This window comes from Halomonas sp. KM-1 (genome assembly GCF_000246875.1).
GTDB lineage: Bacteria > Pseudomonadota > Gammaproteobacteria > Pseudomonadales > Halomonadaceae > Halomonas > Halomonas aerodenitrificans.
Window position 1 is genome coordinate 18887 of record NZ_BAEU01000168.1, and the last position, 23633, is coordinate 42519.

Here is a 23633-nt window from a genome sequence, read left to right on the forward strand (position 1 = left end):
ACGCAAAGGCCCTGCCGGAAAACCGGCAGGGCCTTTGCCATTGCAGGGGCTAGTGCTTCTGGTTCAGAACGAGCGTCGCCGATAGCTGCGATACTCCGGCGTCCAGCTGCTGCGCTCGATGGCCTGACGCAGCTTGATGCCGTCGGTGCGCAGCGCCATCCCCTCCTGCTGGGCCTGGGCGGCGACTTCGAAGGCAATGGCCTTGGAAAGCTCGCGGATGTGGGACAGCGGCGGCAGCAATGCCCCCTTGCCCTCCTTCACCAGCGGCGCCTCGCGGGCCAGCGCCCGGGACGCGGTCATCAGCATGGTATCGGTGATGCGCTTGGCACCGCTGGCCACCACGCCAAGGCCGATGCCGGGGAAGATGTAGGCGTTGTTGCACTGGGCGATGGGGTAGATCTTGCCCTCGTACTCCACCGGCGGGAAGGGACTGCCGGTGGCCACCAGGGCCTGGCCGTTGGTCCACTCGATCACGTCCGCCGGCACGGCCTCGACGCGGGAGGTAGGGTTGGAGAGCGGCATGATCACCGGGCGCTCGCAGCCGGCGTGCATAGCGCGGATGACCTCCTCGGAGAACAGCCCCGGCTGCCCCGAGACACCGATCAACACGGTGGGTTTGATGTGACGCGCCACCTCGAGCAGCGACTGGTCCTGCCACTCTTTGACCAGCGCCGGATCGTGAGCCAGGCGGCGCTGGAAGTCGCGCAGCCACTCCTGATCGCTGGTGACGAGCCCCTCGCGGTCGACCATGAACACCCGCCGCCGCGCCTCCTTCTCGCTGAGGCCTTCGGCCTGCATGGCAATGACGACCTGCTCGGCGATGCCGCAGCCAGCGGAGCCGGCGCCGACGAACACCACGCGCTGGTCGGCGATGGTCTCGTCACGGGCCTGGCAGGCCGCCATCAGGGTGCCCACGGCCACCGCCGCAGTGCCCTGCACGTCATCGTTGAAGCAGCATAACTGGTCGCGATAGCGCTCCAGCAGCGGCACCGCATTGGCCTGGGCGAAGTCCTCGAACTGCAGCAGCACGTTGGGCCAGCGCCGTTTAACCGCGGCGATGAAGTCCTCGAGGAAGACGTCATATTCCTCCTGGGAGATGCGCGGGTGACGCCAGCCCATGTACATGGGATCGTCGAGCAACGTCTGATTGTTGGTGCCCACGTCGAGCATGATCGGCAGCGTATAGGCTGGGCTGATGCCGCCACAGGCGGTATACAGCGCCAGCTTGCCGATGGGGATGCCCATGCCGCCGATACCCTGATCGCCGAGACCGAGAATACGCTCGCCGTCGGTGACCACGATCACCTTGACTTTGTCTTTGGTGGCGCTGCGCAGGATGTCATCCATCCGCTCCCGGTCGGGGTAGCTGATGAACAGACCGCGGTGGCTGCGGTAGATGTTGGAGAACTCCTCGCAGGCCTGCCCCACCGTGGGGGTGTAGATGATCGGCAGCATCTCCTCGAGATGCTCCATGACCATGTGATAGTAGAGCGTCTCGTTGTCGTCCTGGATCGCCCGCAGGTGGATGTGCCGCTCCAGGTCGCTATGGCACTGCTGGTACTGGTGGTAGGCCCGTTCGGCCTGCTCCTCGATGGACTCCACGTTCTGCGGCAGCAGACCGACCAGATTGAATTCGAGCCGCTCATCGCGAGTGAAGGCGCTGCCCTTGTTGAGCAGCGGCATCTCGAGCAGCGAAGGACCAGCGTAGGGAATGTAAAGTGGACGTTTGCTTTCAGGCATCTCTTGTCTCGATACGGTGACTGGAACCGGGCCGTAGGGAAACGCTCGACAGGCGGGCTTCCCAAGCGCTCTGGTGGCGCTTTGGCGTAACTCTACCACGCCTCCCGCACCATGGCTCACCGCCTCAGCCGCTCTTGGCCCGGGATCCTTCGCTGGGGCGCTCGAAGAACAGCGGACGCAGTCGCACGCCGACCGCATTGCCGGCAAAACCCGCCACCAGCCATACCCAGCCGTGCAGGCTGCCGGAAGCGATGCCGCTGAAGTAGGCGCCGATGTTGCAGCCGAAGGCGAGCCGCGCGCCATAGCCCAACATCAGCCCGCCGATCACCGCCGCCATCACCGAGCCGAGCGGAATGCGCAGGGTCGGCGCGAAGCGCCCGGCCAGAGTGGCGGCCACCATGGCACCGAGAATAATCCCCACATTCATCACCGTGGTGATGTCGCTCCACACGCTGGCGCGCAGCGCCGCGGCATTATCGGGACTCTGCCAGTAGCCCCACTGGCTCACGTCGCCACCAATGAACTCGTAGACCTTGGCCCCCCACAGGGCAAAAGCGGAGGTAATGCCCCAAGGGCGCCCGGCAAGCGCCAGGGTGGCGAAGTTGAGCAGCGCCAGCGCCACGGCACCCAGCAGCAAGGGCCAGGGACCGGTGAGCCAACGCCCCTGGCTGAAGTTGGCCCGCGGCGCCTCCTCCAGACCGCCGTGACGGCGCTTCTCCAGCAATATCGTGGATGCGGCAATGGCAGCGAACAGAGTCAGGCTCACGGCGATACCGCCGCCGGGGCCGAAGGTCTGTACCAGCGATACCGGCTGAAAGGCCGGCAAGCCCATCCACCAGGTGAAGTGAGCGCTGCCGATCACCGAGCCGACGATGAAGAAGATCAGGGTGATGACCATGCGGGCGTTACCGCCGCCGGCGGTGAACAGCGTGCCCGAGGCACAGCCACCGCCGAGCTGCATGCCGATGCCGAACAGGAAGGCGCCCACCACCACCGAGATGCCTATCGGAGAGACGAAGCCGGTCACACTCTGGCCCCACAGGGTGCCCGCCCCCAGGGCGGGAAAGAACAGCAGCACGGCGATGGCCAGCATCACCATCTGGGCGCGCAGCCCGCGCCCGCGTCGCTCGCTGATGAACACCCGCCAGGCGGCAGTGAAGCCGAAGGCGGCATGGTAGAGCGACATGCCGAGCAGTGCCCCGACGATCATCAGCAGACCCAGGCGGGTACCATAGGCCAGGCCGATCAACACAGCGCCAGCCAGCAGCAGTGCCCCCAGTGCCCCCAGTGCCAGGGAGATTTGCCGGGGCCCTTTCGCTTCCAATGCAGTGGCCATGAAACTTCTCCTTTCGAGTTGCCCCTGCAGCTTGGCAAGTTCGGCCGCAGTCCGCCAGCGTGCACCCAACGCAGCGGGGCGCCCGCAGGCGCCCCGTTCAACTCCCTTCCAAGGTCAGCTTCGAAGGTCAGTTTCGCAGGCTAGACGAAACGTCCCAGGCCCACGGCCTGGCGCAGCCGGTCCATGAACGGCGCGGCCTCGGCGCGTGCCCGTTCGGCGCCCTTCTGCAGCACGCTCTCGATGTGGCCGGGGTCCTCCATCAGCGCCTGGTAGCGCTCCCGCGGTTCGCGCAGCTGAGTGTCGAGCTGCTCGAACAGGCGGTTCTTGACCTCGCCCCAGCCGATGCCGTTGGCGTACTCGGCACGCATCGCTTCGCGCTCCTCGCGGCTGGCGAAGGCGGAGTAGATCTGGAACAGGGTGCAGCCTTCCGGGTCCTTGGGCTCGCCGGGCTCCAGCGAGTTGGTCTTGATCTTGCGCACCAGCTTGAGCAGCTTCTTCTCGGAGACGAACAGCGGGATGGTGTTGTTGTAGCTCTTGGACATCTTGCGCCCGTCGAGGCCGTTGAGCACTGCCACCTCGTCGTCGACCACCGCCTCGGGCAGGGTGAAGTATTCGCCCTTGAACAGGTGGTTGTAGCGCCCGCCGATGTCGCGGGCCATCTCGATGTGCTGGATCTGGTCACGCCCCACCGGCACCTTGTGGGCGTTGAACATGAGGATGTCGGCGGCCATCAGCACTGGGTAGCCGAACAGGCCCATGGTGATGCCCTTGTCGGGGTCCTGGTTGCCGGCGGCCTCGTTCTCGGCCACCGCCGCCTTATAGGCGTGGGCGCGATTCATCAGGCCCTTGGCGCACACGCAGGAGAGCATCCAGGTGAGTTCGGGGATCTCGGGAATGTCCGACTGGCGGTAGAAGATGGCGTTGTCGGTATCGAGCCCCAGCGCCAGCCAGGTGGCGGCGATCTCCAGGCGCGACTCCTGCACCCGCTGCGGGTCCTGGCACTTGATCAGTGCGTGCAGGTCGGCGAGAAAGTAGTAGGACTGCACGCTCGGGTCCTGGCTCGCGGCGATGGCGGGCTTGATGGCACCGACGTAGTTGCCGAGGTGCGGTGTACCGGTGGTGGTGATACCGGTGAGAACGCGTGTCTTCTGGGAAGCTGCACTCATGGAAAGCGGACTCTGCTTGTCGGAAATGCCCGCTATGGTAACGCGAGGGGGCGGTCAAGGCGACCTGGCAGAGACCACCCCGAAAAGAGATTCCTCATGGCCGTGAGACGTTGCTACGACCGGAAGGGTCCCGGCGACAGGCACTACGCGGAGACGCTGTGAACCCATCCCTGGGCGCTACATTCTTCATCCATGAAGAATGATCTCCGCTTCGACCTGTCCCCGGACCCTACCTCGACGCCCTCGCATACCTCAGTCTTCATCGCACCAGAGTGGCGGGATCGACAGATTCCAGGCCGAAAGCCTCGGCCACGGCGCGGTAGGTGATCTGCCCGTCGTGGACGTTGAGCCCGGGCAGGAAGTGGGCATCGTCGGCCAGCGCCCGCTTCCAGCCCTTGTCGGCCAGGGCGATGACGAACGGCAGGGTGGCGTTGGTCAGCGCCTGGGTCGAGGTACGCGCCACCGCACCCGGCATGTTGGCCACGCAGTAGTGGACGATACCGTCGACCACGTAGGTCGGCTCGGCGTGGGTGGTAGGCTTGCTGGTCTCGAAGCAGCCGCCCTGGTCGATGGCGACGTCCACCAGCACGCTGCCGGGCTTCATGTCGGCGAGCATGGCCCGGGTGATCAGCTTGGGCGCGGCGGCGCCGGGAATCAGCACGGCACCCACGATCAGGTCGCTCTCGCGCACCGCCTCGTCGATGGCGTCGGCGGTGGAGAAGATGGTCTTCATACGCCCCTGGTAGCGGTCGTCGAGCACTTCGAGGCGCGCAATCGACTTGTCCAGCACGCTGACCTCGGCACCCAGGCCCAATGCCATGCGCGCGGCGTTCTCGCCCACCACACCGCCGCCGATCACGGTCACCCTGCCCGGCGCCACGCCGGGCACGCCGGGCAGCAGCACACCGGAGCCGCCCTGGGCCTTTTCCAGACTGTGAGCGCCGGCCTGAATGGCCATGCGACCGGCCACGGTGCTCATCGGCGCCAGCAGCGGCAGGCCGCCCTGGCGGTCGGTCACGGTCTCGTAGGCGATGCAGGTGGCCCCGCTCTCCATCAGGCCGCGGGTCAGCTTCTCCTCGGCCGCCAGGTGCAGGTAGGTGAACAGGGTCTGGCCGCGGGAGAGCCGCGCCACCTCTTCCGGTTGCGGCTCCTTGACCTTGAGGATCAGCTCGGCCTCGCCCCACAGGGTATCGACGTCGGCCTCGAGCCGGGCGCCTGCCGCTTCATAGTCGGTATCGGCGAAGCCCGCTCCTTCCCCGGCCCCCACCTGAACGGTCACCGAATGGCCACGCGCCGCCAGCTCCCGCGCTCCGGTGGGAGTCAGGGCGACGCGATACTCATGGTTCTTGATTTCCTTCGGCACGGCGATCTTCATGGGGTACCTCCAACGGCGCTGTCTTGTTAGGGATCGTCCTTGTCAGGGGATCGTCACGCCCATTACAGCACAGTCAGTCCATACACGAAGTACCAACGGTAAAGAACGGCAAAAATCCATTCTCAAGGCCAGAGCAGCAGAAAATCGTTATTTTTAAGAGCGTGATGACAAAAAAATCACGCCTCACTCGGCCACCAGCGCGCCACCGTAGATCGCCACGTACTCCTCGGGCAGGCGGCGTGGCCGACCGCTGGAGAGTTCGATACAGGCGAAGCGGGTGCGAGCGCGCAGCAGAGTGCGACCGTCGGCGGGTCGAACGAGCTGGAAGCGGCGGGTCAGGGTCAGGCGGCCGTCGCAGCCGACGATCCAGGTGGCAAGCGTCAGGCGCTCTCCCTCGAAGGCAGGCGCCAGGTAGTCGAGTTCGTGGCGGTGCACGGCCATGGCCCGGTCCAGCTCACGATAGCGCGCCAGATCGAGGCCGAGATGCTCCGAATGCGCCCAGCTCACCTGCTCGACCCAGCGCAGGTAGGCGGCATTGTTGGCGTGACCGTACTCGTCGATGGCCGAGGCCTGCACCTCGAGTTCGATCACGAACGGATCGGGAAGGTCCCACTCCTGTGTCATGGTGCACTCCCTTGCAGGTTCAGGTCTTGGACGTGCCGCAGCGCCAGCAGGTATCGAATACGCCCTCCAGCGCTTCGCCGCAGTGGGGGCAGCGCCAGTCCGGTGCGTCGGCAGCGCCGGACAGGGCCGCTTGGATCAACGCCTCGGCACGCTCACGGTTGTGCACCGCCACCCACACCTCGGGCTCGCATTCGCCCAGGGGCAGCTCGCCCGCGCCGCCGCCCAACACCATGTTGCGCAGCTCCACGGGGATGCCCGCCGCGTCCAGCACGTTGCGTACGTGGCTGACCAGCAGCGCATTGGAGTGGGCGAAGACGCGCACGTAGCCGCTCATTTCAATCCCGGAAGACGCGTACGCCCAAGGCCTTCAGGTAAGCGGTTTCCGGGATCGCCGGATGTACCGGATGGTCCGCCGCCTGGTGGCCCTGATAGACGATCTGACCGTGGCGGTCTTGATGGCGCACCGCACCGCGCACCACGTCGACGAGCCGCTCGGGGGCCAGGTGCATGGAGCAGGATGCCGACAGCAGCAGGCCGTCGCGGCCCAGCAGGCGCATCGCATCGCGGTTGAGTTTGGCGTAGGCGCGTTCGCCGTTGGGGATGTCCTTGCGCTTCTTGATGAAGGCCGGCGGATCGAGGATCACCACATCGAACTGCTCGCCGTCGGCCTTGAGTGCGGCCAGCGCCTCGAAGGCATCGGCCTCGCCCACCGCCACCTGCTCGTGCAGGCCGTTGAGGGCCGCGTTCTCGGCCACCCGCTCCAGGGCCTGGGCGCTGGCGTCCACGCACAGCACTTCGCTGGCGCCGTGAGCCGCCGCCTGTACGCCCCAGCCGCCGATGTAGCTGAACAGGTCCAGTACCCGCTTGCCGGCCACCAGGCCGTTGAGCCAAGCGCGGTTGGCGCGGTGATCGTAGAACCAACCGGTCTTCTGGCCGTCGAGCACCGGAGCGTGGAAGCGCACGCCGTTCTCTTCCATCAGCACCGGGCCGTCGAGCTCGCCCTTGGCCAAGGTGACCTGACGCTCGAGCTGCTCCTGGCGCCGCCCGGAGGAGTCGTTCTTGAACACGATGACCCGCGGCGACACCACCTTGTCCAGTGCGGCGACGACCTCCTCGGCGAGGCGCTCCATGCCCAGGGTGTTGAGCTGCACCACGAGCACGTCGTCGAAGCGGTCCACCACCAGCCCCGGCAGCAGGTCGCCCTCGCCGTGCACCAGCCGGTAGAACGGCTTGGCATAGAGGCGTTGACGTAGCGACAGCGCCTGGTTGAAGCGGTGCACCAGCAGCGAACGGTCGAGGCGCATGTTGGGATCGCGCGATACCACCCGGGCACAGATCAGCGAGTTGGGATTGACGTAGGCCACGCCCATGGCCTTGCCATTGGCCGCTTCCACCACCACTTGGGCACCCGGCTCGAGGCCCTTGAGCGGCGTGGCCTCGATGTCGACCTCGTTGGAGTAGAGCCACAGGTGGCCGGCCTTGAGGCGGCGGTCGGCGTTCTTCTTGAGGCGCAGGGTCTGGGTCATGGTCGGTCTCATGGAATGGGGGATCATGTTTGGCAAGAGGGGCAGAAGACACTGGCCCGCTGGCCCAGCGTCACCAGCCGCAGCTCGCCGTTGCAGCGCAGGCAGCCCTGGCCGTGGCGGCCGTATACGTTGAGGCGCTGCTTGAAGTAGCCCGGCTCGCCGGTGCCGCTGACGAAGTCGCGCAACGTCGTCCCGCCTTGGGTGATGGCGGCGGCCAGCACCTCGCGGATGGCTGCCGCCAGGCGCTCGTAGCGATCGCGGGAGATGCGCCCCGCCGCCCGGCGCGGGTCGATGCCGGCCAGGAACAGCGCCTCGCTGGCGTAGATGTTGCCCACGCCCACCACCACGGCATTGTCCATCAGGAACGGCTTGACTGCCACGCGCCGGCCCCGGGAGAGTTGGTAGAGGCGTTCACCGTTGAAGGCATCCGACAGTGGCTCGGGCCCCAGGTTCGCCAGCCGCGGATCGCGCTCGGCGCTGCCGGTCAGCCAGTCGACGAAGCCGAAGCGGCGCGGATCGTGGTAACGCAGGATGGCGCCGTCGTCGAACACCAGGTCGACGTGGTCGTGCTTCTTCGGCAGCTCACCCAGCCGGGCAATACGCAGGCTACCCGACATACCCAGATGCCAGATCAGGCTGCCGGTGCTCGCTCTCCCCTCGCCCTCGATCGGCAGCAGCAGGTACTTGGCGCGGCGCGACAGCGTGCCGATACGCGAGCCCACCAGACGCTCGATGAAATCCTCGGGCACCGGCACACGCAGCCGCGGCTGGCGCACGATCGCCTCGACGATCTCGCGCCCTTCCACGTGGGGGGCGATGCCGCGCCGGGTGGTCTCGACTTCGGGAAGCTCGGGCATGGTGAAAAATCCCGGAAATAGATACGCCTGAACCCGGTAAAAACCGGGTTCAGGAGGACAGGTCTTGCTACCTGCGGCTGGAAGCCGTCAAGTCGCCAGGGCGCCCGTCTTGGCGACGGACACCGAATCGGCTTACTTGATCTTGGCTTCCTTGTACATCACGTGCTTGCGGAGGACCGGATCGAATTTCTTGAATTCGAGCTTGTCCGGAGTGTTCCGCTTGTTCTTGTCGGTGGTGTAGAAGTGACCGGTACCGGCACTGGACACCAGCTTGATCTTGTCACGCATGCTGCTTACTCCCTGATCTGGTCGCTTAGACGGCTTCGCCGCGCTTGCGGATGTCGCTGAGCACCGCGTCGATGCCCTTCTTGTCGATGATGCGCATACCCTTGGAGGAGACCCGCAGCTTGACGAAGCGGTTCTCGGACTCCACCCAGAAACGGTGGGTGTGCAGGTTCGGCAAGAAGCGACGACGGGTCTTGCGCTGGGAGTGTGAAACGTTATTACCAGTCACCGGGCGCTTGCCGGTAACCTGACATACTTTGGACATGGGAGCCTCCAACCGCTTGGCCAGGTGGTCAAACCTGAGTGTTCAAAACCTGTCGGGCAAACCGGGAACGACCCCGTTGTCATTTGACCCAAGGGAATTCAAAGGCTGCACTTTATAGCAGAGTGCACCCCTACAGGCAACAAGTAGCCGCATATTCTACACTCCCTTACCCCCTCTCCCGCAAGCTTTCCTCTCTTATGGGCTTTGCCGGCGGCAAAGGTCGGCGAGGAGGCGCTGTGAATCCATCCCTGGACGCTACATTTGCCATCCATGGCAAATGACCTCCTCGCCGACCTGCCACCGGCGCCCCTCAGCGTCATCGAGAGTGGCATCGGCATTGCGAAGCAAGGTTCAACGCCGCATGGCCGAGGGCAGCCGGTTCCCCACCTAAAGCCAGCCTCGCTCGGCGAAAGACACCACGTCCCCATCGCCGACGACGAAGTGATCCAGCACCCGGATCTCGAACAGCGAGAGCGCCTCACGCAGCCGCTCGGTGATGCGCCGGTCGGCATCGCTGGGTTCGGCCACGCCTGAGGGGTGGTTGTGGGCGAAGATGATCGCCCCGGCGCCCAGCTCCAGCGCCCGGCGCGCTACCTCACGCGGGTAGACCGAGGCGCTGTCCAGGGTGCCACGGAACAGCGACTCGAAGCGGATCACGCGGTGCTGGGTATCGAGAAACAGCGCGGCGAACTCCTCGTGGCCCAGGTGGCGAAGCTGGGTGGCCAGGTAGGCGCGCACCAGGGTGGGGGAAGTCAACGCATTACCGCGGGCCAACTGAGCGGCAAGGTGGCGCTTGGAAAGCTCGAGGGTTGCCTGTAGCTGGACGAACTTGGCCGTCCCCAGGCCGCGCTCGGCGCAGAAGCGCGTCTGGTCGGCTTCGAGCAGTTGGCGCAGGCCGCCGAAGGCCGTGAGCAGGTCGCGGGCGAGGTCTACCGCCGAGCGCCCCGCCACCCCCACGCGCAGGAAGATCGCCAGCAGTTCGGCATCGGAGAGCGCCTCGGCCCCCAGCGTCAGCAGTTTTTCCCGCGGGCGCTCGCCCTCGGGCCAGTCGCGAATCGACATTCCCTGTCTCCTTGCTACGCTTCCTTTGAACGGTAGGCCGCCATTGTAACCGACCTTCACCGAAGGCGGCGGCTGCGCAACTTCAACGGCAGTGGTAAGGTAGGCGGTCGGGTTTCAGTTCAGGAAATTCTCATGGCAACGCAGTCCGCCAATCGGCTTGCCGGCCGGCGCATTCTGCTCGGCATCAGCGCTGGCATTGCTGCCTACAAGAGCGCTCAGCTCGCCCGCTTGCTCAAGCAGGCAGGCTGCGAAGTACGCGTGGTCATGACCGAGGGCGCCCAGGCCTTCATCACACCGCTGACGCTACAGGCGCTGACCGGCGAACCGGTGCGCACCTCGCTGCTCGACCCCGAGGCCGAGGCGGGCATGGGGCATATCGAACTGGCCCGCTGGGCCGACATCATCCTGATCGCTCCGGCCACCGCCGACCTGATGGCGCGCCTGGCTCAGGGTATGGCCGACGATCTGCTCACGACCCTGTGCCTGGCCAGCGAAGCCGAAAAGGTCATGGCACCGGCCATGAACCAGGCCATGTGGCGCCACGTCGCCACCCAGCGCAATGCCGAGCGCCTGGCACAGGACGGCTGGCGGCTGCTGGGGCCTGACAGCGGCGATCAGGCCTGCGGCGACGTTGGCCCTGGGCGCATGCTCGAGCCTGAGGCAATCGCGGCCGAACTGCTTACGGCGCCCGGCAAGGGACAGGCAGCCGCCCAGGGGTTGCATATTGCGATCACCGCCGGCCCCACCCGCGAGCCGCTGGACCCGGTGCGCTATCTCTCCAACCACAGTTCAGGAAAGATGGGCTTCGCCCTGGCCGCCGCTGCTGCGGAGCTCGGCGCCAAGGTCAGCCTGATCAGCGGCCCGGTCAGCCTGTCGACGCCTGCGGGCGTGACCCGCATCGAGGTCGAGACGGCGCTGCAGATGCACGAGGCGAGCCAACAACTGGCCGGCGAGTGCGACATCTTCATCGGCTGTGCGGCGGTGGCCGACTATCGTGCCGAGACGGCAGCGGAGCACAAGATCAAGAAGCGTGAGGGGGAGGAGACCCTGACGCTCAGGCTGATCAAGAATCCGGATATCATTGCGGCCGTGGCCGACCGACGCGACGCTGCAGGCGGACGTCCCTTCGTGGTGGGCTTCGCCGCCGAGACCCGCGATCTGGAAGCCTATGCCCGCGACAAGCTCGAGCGCAAGCGGCTCGACATGATCGTGGCCAACGACGTCTCGACCGCGGGGCTCGGCTTCGGCGCTGACGACAACGCCGCCCTGCTGATGTGGCGCGACGGCCAGGGCGAAGGCGGCGAGAGCCTGCCGCCGCAGCCCAAGCTCGAACTCGCCAGGGCCGTGCTGAGACAGGCCCTGAGCCGCCTGGCCGAGCACCCCGTACACTGACGCGATTTACCCAGACATTCAGCCAACCTGACGGAACGACCATGTCCGAGTCCCAGCCAGTCCGCCAAGCCCCAAAGCCGCGCCTCGAGGTCAAGCTGCTCGATGAGCGTCTGCGCGATTTCCTGCCCCAATATGCCACCCTGGGTTCCGCCGGCATGGATCTGCGCGCCCTGCTCGACGCGCCGCTGACCATCGAGCCCGGCCAGTGCGAGCTGGTGCGCACCGGACTCGCCATCCACATCGGCGACCCGGGCCTGGCCGGCGTGATCCTGCCGCGCTCGGGCCTCGGTCACAAGCACGGTATCGTGCTGGGCAACCTGGTAGGACTGATCGACTCCGATTACCAGGGCGAGCTGATGATCTCGACCTGGAACCGTGGCAACACCCCGTTCGTACTGGAGCCCTTCGAGCGTCTGGCCCAGTATGTCCTGGTGCCGGTGGTCCAGGCCGAGCTGGAAGTCGTCGACGACTTCGAGGCCAGCCTGCGTGGCGCAGGCGGCTTCGGCAGCTCGGGGCGCCACTGACGACCGACACGACGCTGCCGCACACGGCCCAAGGAGAGGGCCTTGCGGCAGGGTCTTCGCAACCAGGCACATGAATTCACACTTGTCCGACAAGGAACCGTTATGAGCCAAGCCACCAACAGCAGCGTACCGGCCTCCATCTTCCGCGCCTACGACATTCGCGGCATCGTCGACGACACGCTCACCGAAGCGACCGTGGAGAAGATCGGCCGCGCCATCGGCTCGGAAGCCGCGGCGCGCAACGAGTCCACCGTGGTGGTGGCCCGCGACGGCCGCCTCTCCGGCCCGCGACTCAGCGAGGCGCTGATGCGCGGTCTGACCGCCGCCGGCCGCGACGTGATCGACATCGGCATGGTACCCACGCCGGTGCTCTACTTCGCCACGCACATTCTCGAAGGCACCGCCTCCGGGGTGATGGTCACCGGCAGCCACAATCCGCCGGACTACAACGGCTTCAAGATCGTGCTGGGCGGCGAGACCCTCTCCGGCGAAGCGATCACCGCGCTCTACCGGCGTATCGAGTCCGGCGATCTGACCGAGGGCCAGGGCAGCGTGCGCCATGAGGACGTGCGTGACGCCTACCTCGAGCGCATCGTCGGCGACATCGAACTGGCCCGCCCGCTCAAGGCGGTGGTCGACTGCGGCAATGGCGTGGCCGGCGAGCTCGGCCCCAAGCTGATCGCGAAGCTCGGCGCCGAGACGGTGCCGCTGTTCGCCGAGATCGACGGCACCTTCCCCAACCATCACCCCGATCCCGGCAAGCTCGAGAATCTGCAGGATGTGATCCGCGCAGTGAAGGAGACCGGCGCCGACATCGGCCTGGCCTTCGACGGCGACGGCGACCGCCTCGGCGTGGTCACGCCGAGCGGCAAGCTGATCTACCCCGACCACCTGATGATGGCCTTCGCCGAGGACATGCTGTCGCGCAATCCCGGCGCCCGGGTCATCTTCGACGTCAAGTGCACCGGCAACCTGGCAGGCGTGGTCGAGCGGGCCGGCGGCACGCCGGAGATGTGGCGCACCGGCCACTCGCTGATCAAGGCGCGCATGAAGGAGACCGGCGCCCTGCTCGCCGGCGAGATGAGCGGCCACATCTTCTTCAAGGAGCGCTGGTACGGCTTCGACGACGGCATCTACGGTGCCGCCCGACTGCTGGAGATCCTCGCCAAGCACCTCTCCACACAGGGCATGGATGCCGACGCCTTCTTCGCCCGTTATCCGCAGGATATCGGCACCCCCGAAATCAACGTTCACGTCACCGACGAGAACAAGTTCGAGTTGGTGGAGAAGCTGGCTCGCGAGGGCGACTTCGGCGACGATGGCGTCAAGACTACCCTCGACGGCATTCGCGTCGATTATCAGGACGGCTGGGGCCTATGCCGCGCCTCCAACACCACCCCGGTGCTGGTGCTGCGCTTCGAGGGCAAGAGCGATGCGGCGCTCGAACGTATCCGCAACCGGTTTGCCGACGCCCTGAAACAGGTCGACCCGGCGCTGACGCTGCCGAGCTGACGGCAGCGCTTCGTTCATTGAAGGAAGGACCATGACCGAAACGACTCGTGACCCGCGCCTGGTAGTGGAAGTGCTTTCCGAGGCACTTCCCTACATCCAGCGCTTTTCCGGCAAGACCGTGGTCGTCAAGTACGGCGGCAATGCCATGACCGAGGACACCCTGATCGACTCCTTCGCACGCAACATGGTGCTGATGAAGGAGGTGGGCATCAACCCGGTGGTGGTACACGGCGGCGGGCCGCAGATCGGCGATCTGCTGGCCAAGCTGAAGATCGAGTCGCGCTTCGTCAACGGCATGCGGGTCACCGACTCGGAGACCATGGACGTGGTGGAGATGGTGCTCGGCGGGCTGGTCAACAAGGAGATCGTCAACCTGATCAACCAGTGCGGCGGCAAGGCCATCGGCCTCACCGGCAAGGACGGCGCCCAGATCCGTGCGCGTCAGCTCAAGGTCGAGCACAAGACGCCGGAGATGACCGCCCCCGAGATCATCGACATCGGCCACGTGGGCGAGGTGGAGCACGTCTCCACCGACCTGATCGAGATGCTCGCCGAGCGCGACTTCATCCCGGTGATTGCGCCCATCGGCGTCGATGCCAAGGGCAACAGCTACAACATCAACGCCGACCTGGTGGCAGGCAAGGTGGCCGAGGCGCTGGGCGCCGAGAAGCTGATGCTGCTGACCAACGTGGCCGGCCTGATGAACGCCGAGGGCGAGGTGCTGACCGGGCTGACCACCGCGCAGGTTGACGCCCTGATCGCCGATGGCACCATCCATGGTGGTATGCTGCCCAAGATCCGCTGCGCGCTCGATGCCGTGAAGGGTGGCGTACGCAGCGCCCATATCATCGACGGGCGTGTACCCCACGCCACATTGCTGGAGATATTCACCAACGCGGGGGTCGGCACCCTGATCACCGATGCCGACCGACAAGGGAACGACAACGCCTGAGCGGCGTCCCAGCCCGGCAATGCCGGGCTGGGACGCCGCCGGCCATGAATAACAGAAGACCCACATGACGCAGGCTACACAGATCACCAGCCGGCGCGAGCAGATCCTGCAGGCGCTCGCCCTGATGCTGGAAGAAGACAGCGGCAAACGCATCACCATCGCGGCGCTGGCGCGCCAGGTGGGCGTCTCCGAAGCCGCCCTCTATCGCCACTTCCCGAGCAAGGCGCGCATGTTCGAGGGGCTGATCTCGTTCATCGAGGAGACCCTGTTCGAGCGTATCTCGCGCATTCTCGAGGAAGTGCACGAGGCGGTACCGCGCTGCGGCCAGATCCTCACCCTGCTACTGGCCTTTGCCGAGAAGAACCCGGGGCTCTCGCGCCTGCTGGAAGGCGACGTCCTGACCGGCGAGACCGCCCGGCTGCGACTGCGCATTCACCAGCTCTTCGAGCGCGTGGAGACCCAGCTCAAGCAGGTGCTGCGCGAGGCCGAACTGCGCGAAAGACGACGTACCGTGCTGCCGGTATCGGCCACCGCCAACCTGCTGATCGCCGTAGCCGAGGGGCGCATCTCGCAGTACGTGCGCAGCGACTTCCAGCGCCGACCCACCGAGCACTGGGACGACCAGTGGGCGCTGCTCTCGGCGCGGTTGATGCGCGAACCGCTTACCCAGAGCGCCTAGGCCACGCCAACGACTAGGCCACACCAACGACGAAGCCCCGACCACTGGTCGGGGCTTCGCTGTTCATGTCCTCAGCACAGCTCGCTGGAAGCAGGCCACCGCGTCAGGCGGCCAGGGTGTCGCCCAACTGCTGGCGGATCTTCTTCATGGCGTTCTTCTCGAGCTGGCGAATACGCTCGGCGGAGACGCCGTAGACATCGGCCAATTCATGCAGGGTGGCCTTGTCGTCGGCCAGCCAGCGCTGCTGCAGTATATCCCGCGAGCGCTCGTCCAGCGCCTCCAGCGCCATCTTCAGACGCCGGTTGGCGTCGTCTTCCCAGTCGCTGTCCTCGAGCTGCACGGCAGGATCGGAGCCGTCATCGTCGAGGTAATGCACCGGCGCCTGATAGGCGGAATCCTCGTCCTCGCTGGGCGAGGCGTCGAAGCCGGCATCGTGGGCCGCCAGGCGACCTTCCATCTCGCGCACCACCTCGGGCTTTACGTCGAGGTCGCGGGCGATCGCGTCGACTTCGTCGTTGTTGAGCCAGGCCAGGCGCTTCTTGGCGCTGCGCAGGTTGAAGAACAGCTTGCGCTGGGCCTTGGTGGTGGCGATCTTGACGATGCGCCAGTTGCGCAGCACGAACTCGTGAATCTCGGCCTTGATCCAGTGCACGGCGAAGGAAACCAGGCGCACGCCCTGATTGGGGTCGAAGCGCTTGACGGCCTTCATCAGGCCCACGTTGCCCTCCTGGATCAGGTCGGCCTGAGGCAGACCGTAGCCGGAGTAGCTGCGGGCGATGTGCACCACGAAGCGCAGATGCGACAACACCAGACGACGCGCCGCCTCCAGATCGCCTTCGTCGTGAAGGCGGAAGGCGAGCTCGCGCTCTTCCTCGGCGGTGAGCATGGGAATGCCGTTGACCGCCTGGATGTACCCGTTGAGGTCATGTCCCGGAGAGAGGTGACCCACCGGCAGAAGACTGGTGCTCATTGCAGGTTGTCTCCTTGAAAACCTAATATACGCTTCAATCGCCCGTTTAGACGGGCAAAAGTCGATAACGTTCCCTAGTCCGCCGACAGCGTGGCAGATGCTGGGCGCGGTCGCTAGCACGGGCTCGAGCCCCGCGGCCTTTTACCGCGGCCGAACCTCTGCTCTATCGCGGCCGAACCTCTGCTCTTTACCGCGGCCGAACCTCCGCGAGGTGGCGGCTCACGGCGATCCAGGCACCCAGCCAGCCCAGTAGTGTACTGCACAACAGCAGCGTTGCCGAGCCCTCCGGCCCCAACTGCGGCAGCGTGAAGGTGGCGCCGTAGCTGGCTGCCAGCGCACTGACCGGCAGCGCCAGCCACTGATTGCCCAGCGCCAGCAGCCCCCAGGCGAGCAGACCGCCGCCGAGGCCGTACCAGGCCCCGCTGTAGAGAAACGGCCGGCGCACGAAGCCGTGGGTGGCGCCGATCAGCATCACCACCTCGATCTCCTGGCGACGGCTCTCCACCGCCAGGCGAATGGTGTTGCCCACCACCAGCAGCACGCCCAGGCCGAACAGCACCGCCAGCGCCAGCGCCAGGCGGCTGCCCAGCTCGGCCAAGTGGCGCAGCCTCTCGAGCCAGGCCAGGTCGAGGCGCACTTCGTCGACGCCACTCAGCGCCTCGAGCTCTCCGGCCAGTTGCCGCACGGCCTCGGGAGCCGGGTCCACCGGCACCACCACGATACTGGCCGGCAGCGGGTTGTCCTCGAGCCGGCCCAGGGCGTCGGCCAGTCCCAGCGCCTGCTGAAATTCGGCCATGCCCTCGGCGGCGCTGATCAGCCGGGTACGCGATACCCCCTCGTGGGCTTCCACCGCCTCGTCGATGCGCCCGGCCTGGCCCTCGTCGACCTGATGCTCGAGGTAGACGGTCAAGGTAGCGCTCTCCTCCAGCTCGGCATCGAGCAGACGCGCGCTGTCCAGCGCCAGCCACAGCGCCGCCGGCAGCACCAGGGCAATGGCGATGGCCAGCATGGTCAGCAGACTGCCGATGGGAGCACGCAGCAGGCGCCGGGCGCTGTCGAGACACATGGCGCGATGGTGACGCAGCCAGCCGCGGAAGCGGCTCGAGGAGCGGGTGCGTTGGGTACGGGCGCCGCGCGGCGGCGCAGGCGGCTGGCGGCGGCTCGCACCGCCTTCTCGCGGCTGACGGCTCATGCAGCCTCCTCGTCGGCCACCAGGCGGCCTTCACGCAGGCGCAGCACGCGATGCCGCAGGCGGGCGATCAGCGCCAGGTCGTGGCTGGCGATCATCACCGTGGTGCCGATACGATTGAAGTCCTCGAACAGTGCCATGATGTCGGCCGAGAGCTGCGGGTCGAGGTTGCCGGTAGGCTCGTCGGCCAGCAGCAGTGAAGGCTTGCAGACCACCGCCCGGGCGATGCCCACGCGCTGCTGCTCACCGCCGGAAAGCTCGATGGGTAGCGCCTTCTCGCGATGCAGCAGGCCCACCTTGTCCAGCGCCGCCCGCACTCGCCGCGCCGCCTCGCGCGGCTCGAAGCCACGGATCTCCAACGGCAGCGCCACGTTGTGGAAGATGGAGCGGTCGTGCAGCAGTTGGTGATCCTGGAACACCACGCCGATTTGGCGGCGATAGAACGGCACCTGGCTGGGATGCAGACGGCCGATGTCGTGACCGGCGACCAGCACCCGGCCACGGGTCGGCCGCTCGAGCAGCATGATGAGGCGCAGCAGCGAACTCTTGCCGGCGCCCGAATGGCCGGTGAGAAAGACCATCTCGCCGCGCTCTATGCGAAAATCGATATTGGCCAGCGCCTCGAAGCGTCCGCCGTAGCGCTTCCCCACATGCTCGAAGAGGATCATGACGAGGCGGCGGCTCCCTCATCGCCCTGATCGAAGAGCGCGTCGACGAAGTCGCGGGCCTCGAAGGGACGCAGGTCATCCAGGCTTTCACCCACGCCGATGAAGCGGATCGGCGTACCGAGCTGCTTGGCCAGGGCGAAGATGATGCCGCCCTTGGCGGTGCCGTCGAGCTTGGTCAGGGTGATGCCGGTGACCGGCACCGCCTCGTTGAAGGTACTGGCCTGGGAAAGCGCGTTCTGGCCGGTGCCGGCGTCGAGCACCAGCATCACCTCGTGGGGAGCGGTATCGTCTAGCTTGCCCATCACCCGGTGCACCTTCTTGAGCTCCTCCATGAGATGCCCCTTGTTGTGCAGCCGGCCGGCGGTATCGGCAATCAGCACGTCGATCTTGCGCGCCTTGGCCGCAGCCACGGCGTCGTAGATCACCGAGGCGCTGTCGGCACCGGTGTGCTGGGCGATCACCGGCACCTTGTTGCGCTCGCCCCACACTTTGAGCTGCTCCACCGCCGCAGCACGGAAGGTGTCGCCGGCGGCCAGCATCACGCTGCGCCCCTCGCGCTGAAAGCGCTGGGTCAGCTTGCCGATGGTGGTGGTCTTGCCCACCCCGTTCACACCCACCACCAGGATCACGAAGGGGCCTTCGCCCTTGGCCGGCAGCGCCAGCGGCTTGGCCACGGCATCGAGCATCGTGGCGAGCTCGTCCTGCAGGGCACGATAGAGCGCCTGGGGGTCCTTGAGCTCCTTGCGCGAGACGCGCTCGGTCAGGCGGTCGATGATCTCGGTGGTGGCCTCGATGCCCACGTCGGCCATCAACAGCTGTGTCTCGAGATCCTCGATCAGCTCGTCGTCGATCTGCTTCTTGCCCAGGAACAGCCCGGCGATGCCCTCGGTGAGGTTGGCGCGGGTCTTGCCCAGGCCGGAACGAATGCGCGCGAACCAGCCCTGCTTCTCGGCCACCGGCTTCTCCTGCAGCGGCGTGCGCACGGGCTCCGGTTCGGGCTCAGGCTGAGGTTCCGGCTCAGGCCCAGCTGTCGTTTGAGGTGCCGGCTCAGGCTCAGGCTCAGGTTCGGGTTCGGGAGCCAGCGCCTCAGCGCGCAGCACCGTGTTCTCCTCTTCCCGGTCGACCTCGCCGAACGCCTCGGTGTGCTCGCGCGCCTCGTCCGCTGCGGGGCCGGCCATGGCACGCTCATCGGCGCGCGGGGCATCGACCACGTCCGGCTCGGCAGGCGCCGTTTGGCTGACCGTCTCGTCAGCCGTGGCGTCTGTTGGCGCTTCCTCGGCGGTTTGTCCCTCGCCCGCTTCCTCTTCTTCGGGCTGCGTCGGCCGTCGATCCTGCTGTTCTTCCTGCTGCTGTTCCTGCTGCTTCTTGCGCTTGAAAAAACCGAACATGGGGGAATTCAGCCTCACGGGTGAATGATCGCTACATCCTAACACCGCGCATCATGACTGTGGACAAGGCGACGGGTACAATTCGCCCCCATGACCCGACGCCGCACTCCTACCCGCCCCCACCCCCGCTCCGGCGCCCACTCGCCCAAGGGCGGCGGACGCCTGCGCATCATCGGCGGCGAGTTTCGTCGCCGGCTACTGCCGGTGCTCGACAGCCCCGGGCTGCGTCCCACCCCCGACCGGGTGCGGGAGACGCTGTTCAACTGGTTGACGGCCGCCACCCCGGGAGCACGGGTACTGGACCTGTTCGCCGGTACCGGCGCACTGGGCCTGGAGGCACTCTCCCGTGGCGCGTCCGAGGCGCTGTTCGTCGAGCGTGACGCCCGGGTTGCCCAGGCCCTCGGCGACAACCTGCAAACCCTGGGCGTCGGCGAACGAGGCACGGTGCGGTGCGCCGATGCCCTCGAGCTGCTCGCCGCCGGCCCGACCGGCCTCGGCCCCTTCTCGCTGGTCTTTCTCGACCCGCCCTTCCGCCAAGGCCTGGCGCCCCCCTGCGTTGAACGGCTGGAGCAGGGCTGGCTCATGGCGGATGCGTGGATCTATCTGGAGGCCGAAACGGGCCTCGACATCGAGGTCCCCGAGAGCTGGGCGCTGCATCGCGAAGTACGCGCCGGCGACAGCACCGGCCGGCTCTACCGACGCCAGGCGAAGCCCGGCGCCTGAGGACCTGCGTCGCCGTTCGGCTACGCTTGCCGAGCCTCGGCCCTCGGCGTTACGCTGCGCAACGGATTCAGTGCGGGCAAGGGCCCGCCCCGCCAGGACCTATTTCAGGAGAACACGATGAGCACCGAACTCTTCAACCGGCTCGAACAGAAAGTGGCCAGTGCCGTCGAGGCCCTGGAATTGCTGAAAATGGAGGCAGAGGAGCTGCGCGAGGAAAACAGCCGGCTGAAGCAGGAGCGCGAAGAGTGGGAGCGCCGTCTGACCGCCCTGCTGGGCAAGTTCGACGAAGTGGAAACCGAGCGCAGCTGAAACCTGACTTCTTTTACAAGCGGCGCGACATTAGCAAGGCATCTTCTCGCGCCGCGTCGGCTGCTTCGTCCAAGGGCGGGTAATAGCCGCGCCGCCGGCCATCTTCGCTGAAGCCGGCACGCCGATAGAGCGCGATGGCCGCCACATTACCCGCCCGCACTTCGAGCAACAGCCTCTCGCTACCCCAGCGCCGACACTGCTTCACCACCGCTTCCAGCAGCGCCGCCGCCAGACCGCGGCGGCGCATGGCGGGTGCGACCAGCATGGCCTGCAGTTCGGCCTCGAAAGGCAGCCGGGCCACCACGGCGTGGCCGATGAGCGCCGACTCGACCTCGATACCCAACACGCAGCAGTCGCGATCCTCAAGCGCGGCCTGCAGCTGGCCAGCGGACCAGTGACGAGGCTGCTGCCGTTCCAGTGCCGCCAGCCGCTCCAGATCGCCAAGCGAGAGGCACCGCACCTCGCCTTCAGTCATCGGCCTCGGCGTCCTTCACCGACCAGGCCTGCCGCCACGCCAGCAGCGTGGGCCACAGCGAACGCTTGGCCGCGGCGCTCTGCTCCAGCTCATCCAGGCCGGGCCCCTGCCAGCCGGGCAGACCCAGCGGCTCGACCCGGCCTTCGCCTTCACTCGTCTCCAGCAGCCGCATGAGGGTCTCGTCACGGCCGAAGATCAGCACCCGCTCGGGCGACCATCCGCGCCTCTGCGTGCTGCCGTCAATGAAAGCAGCAAGTCCTTCCCGCGCCTCTTCCAGGGGGGCCTCGACCGGCAGGTTCTCCATGGGCGGCCAGCGAAAGGTCTCGAAGACCAGCGGCACGGGAACGTCGATCCCGGCGGCCTTCAGCGCATTGCTCAGCAGCTCGCTCTGGGCGGCATCCGGCGCCGACGGCTGCGGCAAGAACACCAGCCAGCGTCCGGCCAGGCAGGCCAGTTGCAGGGTGAAGCGCAGTGGCTCCTGCGCCTGCCGTGGCATCGTGGGCGTCGTCTCCGGGCTGGGTGCATCGGCGTTCGCCGTTTTCACGCCGAGCGGGGCAGTGTCTGTCTCAGGTGTCTCGCCTTCGGGCTCGATACCCAGCAGCTGCCGGGCACGACGGGGCGGCCTGGGGCGTGCACTTTCGCCTGCCGTCGACGCCGGTGGCGCCTGACGGGGCGCAGCCTCGGCTTCGTCCAGCAGCGCATGCAGCCGCTCAGCGGGCGGCGCGGGCACCGCCCGCTCGGGCAGCGTCCACTCGCAGGCTTCGGTCGGCCGGGCATTGGGCAGCTGGTAGCGCGCCACCCAGGCGGTCAGCCCCATCGCCTCCAGATATTGGAGGCGCTGCGGTTCGGTGGTCACTTGCTGGCGCCGCGGCAGTCGGGGGAGTCGGGCCGCGCCGCACCGCGGGACGCCCACTCCTGGGGCGTATAGAGGTGCAGCGCCAGGGCGTGTACCGGCCCTGCCAGCTCATCGGCCAACAGCGCATAGAGGCGCTGATGGCGCTTCACCGGCATCAAGCCCTGAAAATGCTCGGACACCACCGTGACCTTGAAGTGGGTCTCCGAATTGGCCGGAACGGCATGTCGATGGCTCTCGTTCTCCACCGCTACGTGGGTGGGCTCGAGGGCCTGCAGCTTCTCTTCGATGACGGCCTGAATGCTCATGGTGGCTCCTCGATGATGAAACATGGGGTCATTGTACTCGCTTGTCCGGCGACTTCACCTGCGACAGCGCCTGACCGGCAAGCGGCATCCGTGCCAGGCTGGCACCGAGCGCCAGCAGACAGGCCAGACAGCCGACCCATAGCGTGATCTGCACCGGCGCGCTGGCGGCCATGAAGGCGCCTACCAGGGCCACGCCGAGAGACTGCCCCACGGTGCGCGTAGTGCTGAGCACTCCCGAGGCACTGGTGCTGAGCTCGCGCGGCGCGCTGGTCATCATCTCGCGGTTGTTGGGCGGCTGGAACAGGCCGAAACCGATGCCGCACAGCGCCGTTCGCCACAGGCTGTCGAGCAACCCGGCATCCTCGGGCAGCAGCGCCAGCGAGGCCAGCCCCAGCATCAGCAGCACCAGCCCGGTGCTGGCCATGAGGCTGGGATTGACGCGGTCGGCCAGGCGGCCGGCCAGCGGCCCTACCAGCATGATGGCCAGCGGCCAGGGTGTGAACAGCCAGGCGGTGTGCAGCGGCGAGAAGCCCATCTCCTGCTGATAGAGGAACGACAGTGCGACGAAGGCCAGCCCCTGGCCGACGAAGGCCAGGCCCGAGGCGGAAACCGCCAGGCGGAAGCGTGCCACGCGGAACAGCTGCGGGGGCAGCAGCGGATGACTGGCCCGGCGCTGGCGGCGCAGGAACAGCCAGCCCACCACCACGCTCACGGCCAGCCAGGCCAGCGCTTGCCACAGCGGCGCACCGTGGGCCAGGGTGTCCATGGCCAGGAAGAAGCTGCCCAGCATGATCACCGAGCCCAGAGCCCCTCGCCCGTCGAAGCCGCCGCGACGCCCCTTCTCACGCGGCAGCGCGCGCCAGGCCAGCCATAGCGAGATGAGCCCCAGGGGCAGGTGGAGGGCGAACAGCCAGGGCCAGTTGGCCACCGAGAGAATCAGCCCGCCGAGCGCCGGGCCGGCGGCATAGCCACCCGCTACCACCAGTGCCGAGAGCCCCAGCGCGCTGCCCAGCAGCCGGGTGGGAAAGATAGAACGGTAGAGCGACGGCCCGATGGAGAGCGTGGCAGCCGCCCCCAGACCCTGCAGGGCACGAAACAGCAGCAGCCACTCCAGGCTGCGCGACAGCGCCGCGCCCAGCGAGGCGAACACGAACAGGAACAGCCCGGCCACGTAGAGGCGCCGGCGGCTGATCATCTCGCTGAAGGAGGCGCATACCAGCAGGAAGGCGGCGCAGACGATCTGGTAGAGGTTGGTGACCCACACCGCGCGGGCATCGGAAATCTGTAGATCGCGCGCTATCGACGGCAGCGCGATGTTGACCATGGTGACGTCGACCACCGCCATCAGCGTGCCGAGAATCAGCGCCAGCAGCGCCAGGCGTCGCTCGGGACCCGGCAGGCCATCGTCGCCGGGCCGGGTCGAAAAGAGTCGGCTCATTCGGTTTCCATCACTGC

At 66.9% G+C, this 23633-nt stretch carries 26 protein-coding genes; 7 read left to right on the top strand and 19 right to left on the bottom strand.

Annotated features, from left to right (window positions below; all coding sequences use genetic code 11):
• Positions 1–63 precede the first annotated feature (63 nt).
• The 11 genes from B8115_RS22745 to radC all read right to left on the bottom strand — a co-directional run bounded on the left by B8115_RS22745 (position 64) and on the right by radC (position 10236).
• Positions 64–1740, bottom strand: coding sequence for an NAD-dependent malic enzyme (locus B8115_RS22745; protein ID WP_010630173.1), 1677 nt, complete (start codon positions 1738–1740; stop codon positions 64–66).
• 124 nt (positions 1741–1864) lie between these two features.
• Complete coding sequence (locus tag B8115_RS22750) at positions 1865–3076, bottom strand: YeeE/YedE family protein (protein WP_010630174.1); 1212 nt, start codon at positions 3074–3076, stop codon at positions 1865–1867.
• Positions 3077–3216: 140 nt separating this feature from the next.
• On the bottom strand, positions 3217–4242 hold the full coding sequence (locus B8115_RS22755; protein WP_010630175.1) for a tryptophan--tRNA ligase: 1026 nt from the start codon (positions 4240–4242) through the stop codon (positions 3217–3219).
• 259 nt (positions 4243–4501) lie between these two features.
• Positions 4502–5617 (bottom strand): alanine dehydrogenase, encoded by a 1116-nt coding sequence (ald, locus tag B8115_RS22760; protein ID WP_010630176.1) that lies wholly within the window; start codon positions 5615–5617, stop codon positions 4502–4504.
• A 183-nt stretch (positions 5618–5800) separates the two neighbouring features.
• Positions 5801–6241, bottom strand: coding sequence for a thioesterase family protein (locus tag B8115_RS22765; protein ID WP_010630177.1), 441 nt, complete (start codon positions 6239–6241; stop codon positions 5801–5803).
• Positions 6242–6260: 19 nt separating this feature from the next.
• Positions 6261–6575, bottom strand: a complete 315-nt coding sequence (locus B8115_RS22770; RefSeq protein ID WP_010630178.1) for a DUF2007 domain-containing protein — start codon at positions 6573–6575, stop codon at positions 6261–6263.
• A gap of 1 nt (position 6576) precedes the next feature.
• Positions 6577–7767 carry a class I SAM-dependent rRNA methyltransferase gene (locus B8115_RS22775; RefSeq protein WP_010630179.1) on the bottom strand — a complete coding sequence of 397 codons (1191 nt, stop codon included), beginning with the start codon at positions 7765–7767 and terminating at the stop codon, positions 6577–6579.
• 23 nt (positions 7768–7790) lie between these two features.
• Positions 7791–8624 carry a bifunctional DNA-formamidopyrimidine glycosylase/DNA-(apurinic or apyrimidinic site) lyase gene (gene mutM, locus B8115_RS22780; protein ID WP_010630180.1) on the bottom strand — a complete coding sequence of 278 codons (834 nt, stop codon included), beginning with the start codon at positions 8622–8624 and terminating at the stop codon, positions 7791–7793.
• A 132-nt stretch (positions 8625–8756) separates the two neighbouring features.
• Positions 8757–8912, bottom strand: coding sequence for a 50S ribosomal protein L33 (gene rpmG, locus B8115_RS22785; protein WP_010630181.1), 156 nt, complete (start codon positions 8910–8912; stop codon positions 8757–8759).
• 25 nt (positions 8913–8937) lie between these two features.
• Complete coding sequence (gene rpmB / locus B8115_RS22790) at positions 8938–9174, bottom strand: 50S ribosomal protein L28 (protein ID WP_010630182.1); 237 nt, start codon at positions 9172–9174, stop codon at positions 8938–8940.
• Between the two features lie 387 nt (positions 9175–9561).
• Positions 9562–10236 carry a DNA repair protein RadC gene (gene radC / locus B8115_RS22795; RefSeq protein WP_010630183.1) on the bottom strand — a complete coding sequence of 225 codons (675 nt, stop codon included), beginning with the start codon at positions 10234–10236 and terminating at the stop codon, positions 9562–9564.
• A 132-nt stretch (positions 10237–10368) separates the two neighbouring features.
• On the opposite strand from radC, the gene coaBC reads away from it, so the two are divergent.
• From coaBC to slmA, 5 genes are all read left to right on the top strand, one after another.
• Complete coding sequence (coaBC, locus tag B8115_RS22800; RefSeq protein ID WP_010630184.1) at positions 10369–11628, top strand: bifunctional phosphopantothenoylcysteine decarboxylase/phosphopantothenate--cysteine ligase CoaBC; 1260 nt, start codon at positions 10369–10371, stop codon at positions 11626–11628.
• A 41-nt stretch (positions 11629–11669) separates the two neighbouring features.
• Positions 11670–12152, top strand: coding sequence for a dUTP diphosphatase (dut, locus tag B8115_RS22805; protein ID WP_010630185.1), 483 nt, complete (start codon positions 11670–11672; stop codon positions 12150–12152).
• Positions 12153–12254: 102 nt separating this feature from the next.
• Complete coding sequence (locus B8115_RS22810) at positions 12255–13664, top strand: phosphomannomutase/phosphoglucomutase (RefSeq protein ID WP_010630186.1); 1410 nt, start codon at positions 12255–12257, stop codon at positions 13662–13664.
• Between the two features lie 31 nt (positions 13665–13695).
• Positions 13696–14616, top strand: a complete 921-nt coding sequence (gene argB, locus B8115_RS22815) for an acetylglutamate kinase (protein WP_010630187.1) — start codon at positions 13696–13698, stop codon at positions 14614–14616.
• A gap of 64 nt (positions 14617–14680) precedes the next feature.
• Entirely contained in the window at positions 14681–15295 is a 615-nt protein-coding gene (gene slmA / locus B8115_RS22820) for a nucleoid occlusion factor SlmA (protein ID WP_010630188.1), read from the top strand.
• 103 nt (positions 15296–15398) lie between these two features.
• On the opposite strand, the gene rpoH is transcribed toward slmA, so the two are convergent.
• From rpoH to ftsY, 4 genes are all read right to left on the bottom strand, one after another.
• Complete coding sequence (rpoH, locus tag B8115_RS22825; protein ID WP_010630189.1) at positions 15399–16265, bottom strand: RNA polymerase sigma factor RpoH; 867 nt, start codon at positions 16263–16265, stop codon at positions 15399–15401.
• 187 nt (positions 16266–16452) lie between these two features.
• Entirely contained in the window at positions 16453–17457 is a 1005-nt protein-coding gene (gene ftsX / locus B8115_RS22830; protein ID WP_010630190.1) for a permease-like cell division protein FtsX, read from the bottom strand.
• The gene (gene ftsE / locus B8115_RS22835; protein ID WP_010630191.1) at positions 17454–18122 is read right to left on the bottom strand and encodes a cell division ATP-binding protein FtsE; all 669 of its coding nucleotides are present in this window, start codon (positions 18120–18122) and stop codon (positions 17454–17456) included. The genes ftsX and ftsE overlap by 4 nt, the downstream gene beginning before the upstream one ends.
• A complete protein-coding gene (gene ftsY, locus B8115_RS22840) occupies positions 18119–19510 on the bottom strand; it encodes a signal recognition particle-docking protein FtsY (protein WP_010630192.1) in 1392 nt (463 codons plus the stop codon). Before ftsY ends, ftsE begins: the two co-directional genes overlap by 4 nt.
• A gap of 90 nt (positions 19511–19600) precedes the next feature.
• Here ftsY and rsmD point away from each other — a divergent pair, with 90 nt between their 5' ends.
• Together rsmD and B8115_RS22850 are read left to right on the top strand one after the other, a co-directional pair.
• Entirely contained in the window at positions 19601–20233 is a 633-nt protein-coding gene (gene rsmD, locus B8115_RS22845; RefSeq protein WP_010630193.1) for a 16S rRNA (guanine(966)-N(2))-methyltransferase RsmD, read from the top strand.
• A gap of 117 nt (positions 20234–20350) precedes the next feature.
• Positions 20351–20542 (top strand): cell division protein ZapB, encoded by a 192-nt coding sequence (locus B8115_RS22850; RefSeq protein WP_010630194.1) that lies wholly within the window; start codon positions 20351–20353, stop codon positions 20540–20542.
• A gap of 13 nt (positions 20543–20555) precedes the next feature.
• Here the strand turns inward: B8115_RS22850 and rimI are convergent, their stop codons facing one another.
• From rimI to B8115_RS22870, 4 genes are read right to left on the bottom strand one after another with little or no spacing between them, the layout of a single operon-like run.
• Positions 20556–21017: a ribosomal protein S18-alanine N-acetyltransferase gene (rimI, locus tag B8115_RS22855; RefSeq protein ID WP_010630195.1), complete on the bottom strand. Its 462-nt coding sequence runs from the start codon at positions 21015–21017 to the stop codon at positions 20556–20558.
• Complete coding sequence (locus B8115_RS22860) at positions 21010–21873, bottom strand: hypothetical protein (RefSeq protein WP_010630196.1); 864 nt, start codon at positions 21871–21873, stop codon at positions 21010–21012. The genes rimI and B8115_RS22860 overlap by 8 nt, the downstream gene beginning before the upstream one ends.
• On the bottom strand, positions 21870–22178 hold the full coding sequence (locus tag B8115_RS22865) for a BolA family transcriptional regulator (protein ID WP_010630197.1): 309 nt from the start codon (positions 22176–22178) through the stop codon (positions 21870–21872). The genes B8115_RS22860 and B8115_RS22865 overlap by 4 nt, the downstream gene beginning before the upstream one ends.
• 28 nt (positions 22179–22206) lie before the next feature.
• Complete coding sequence (locus tag B8115_RS22870) at positions 22207–23616, bottom strand: MFS transporter (RefSeq protein WP_010630198.1); 1410 nt, start codon at positions 23614–23616, stop codon at positions 22207–22209.
• Positions 23617–23633: the final 17 nt, after the last annotated feature.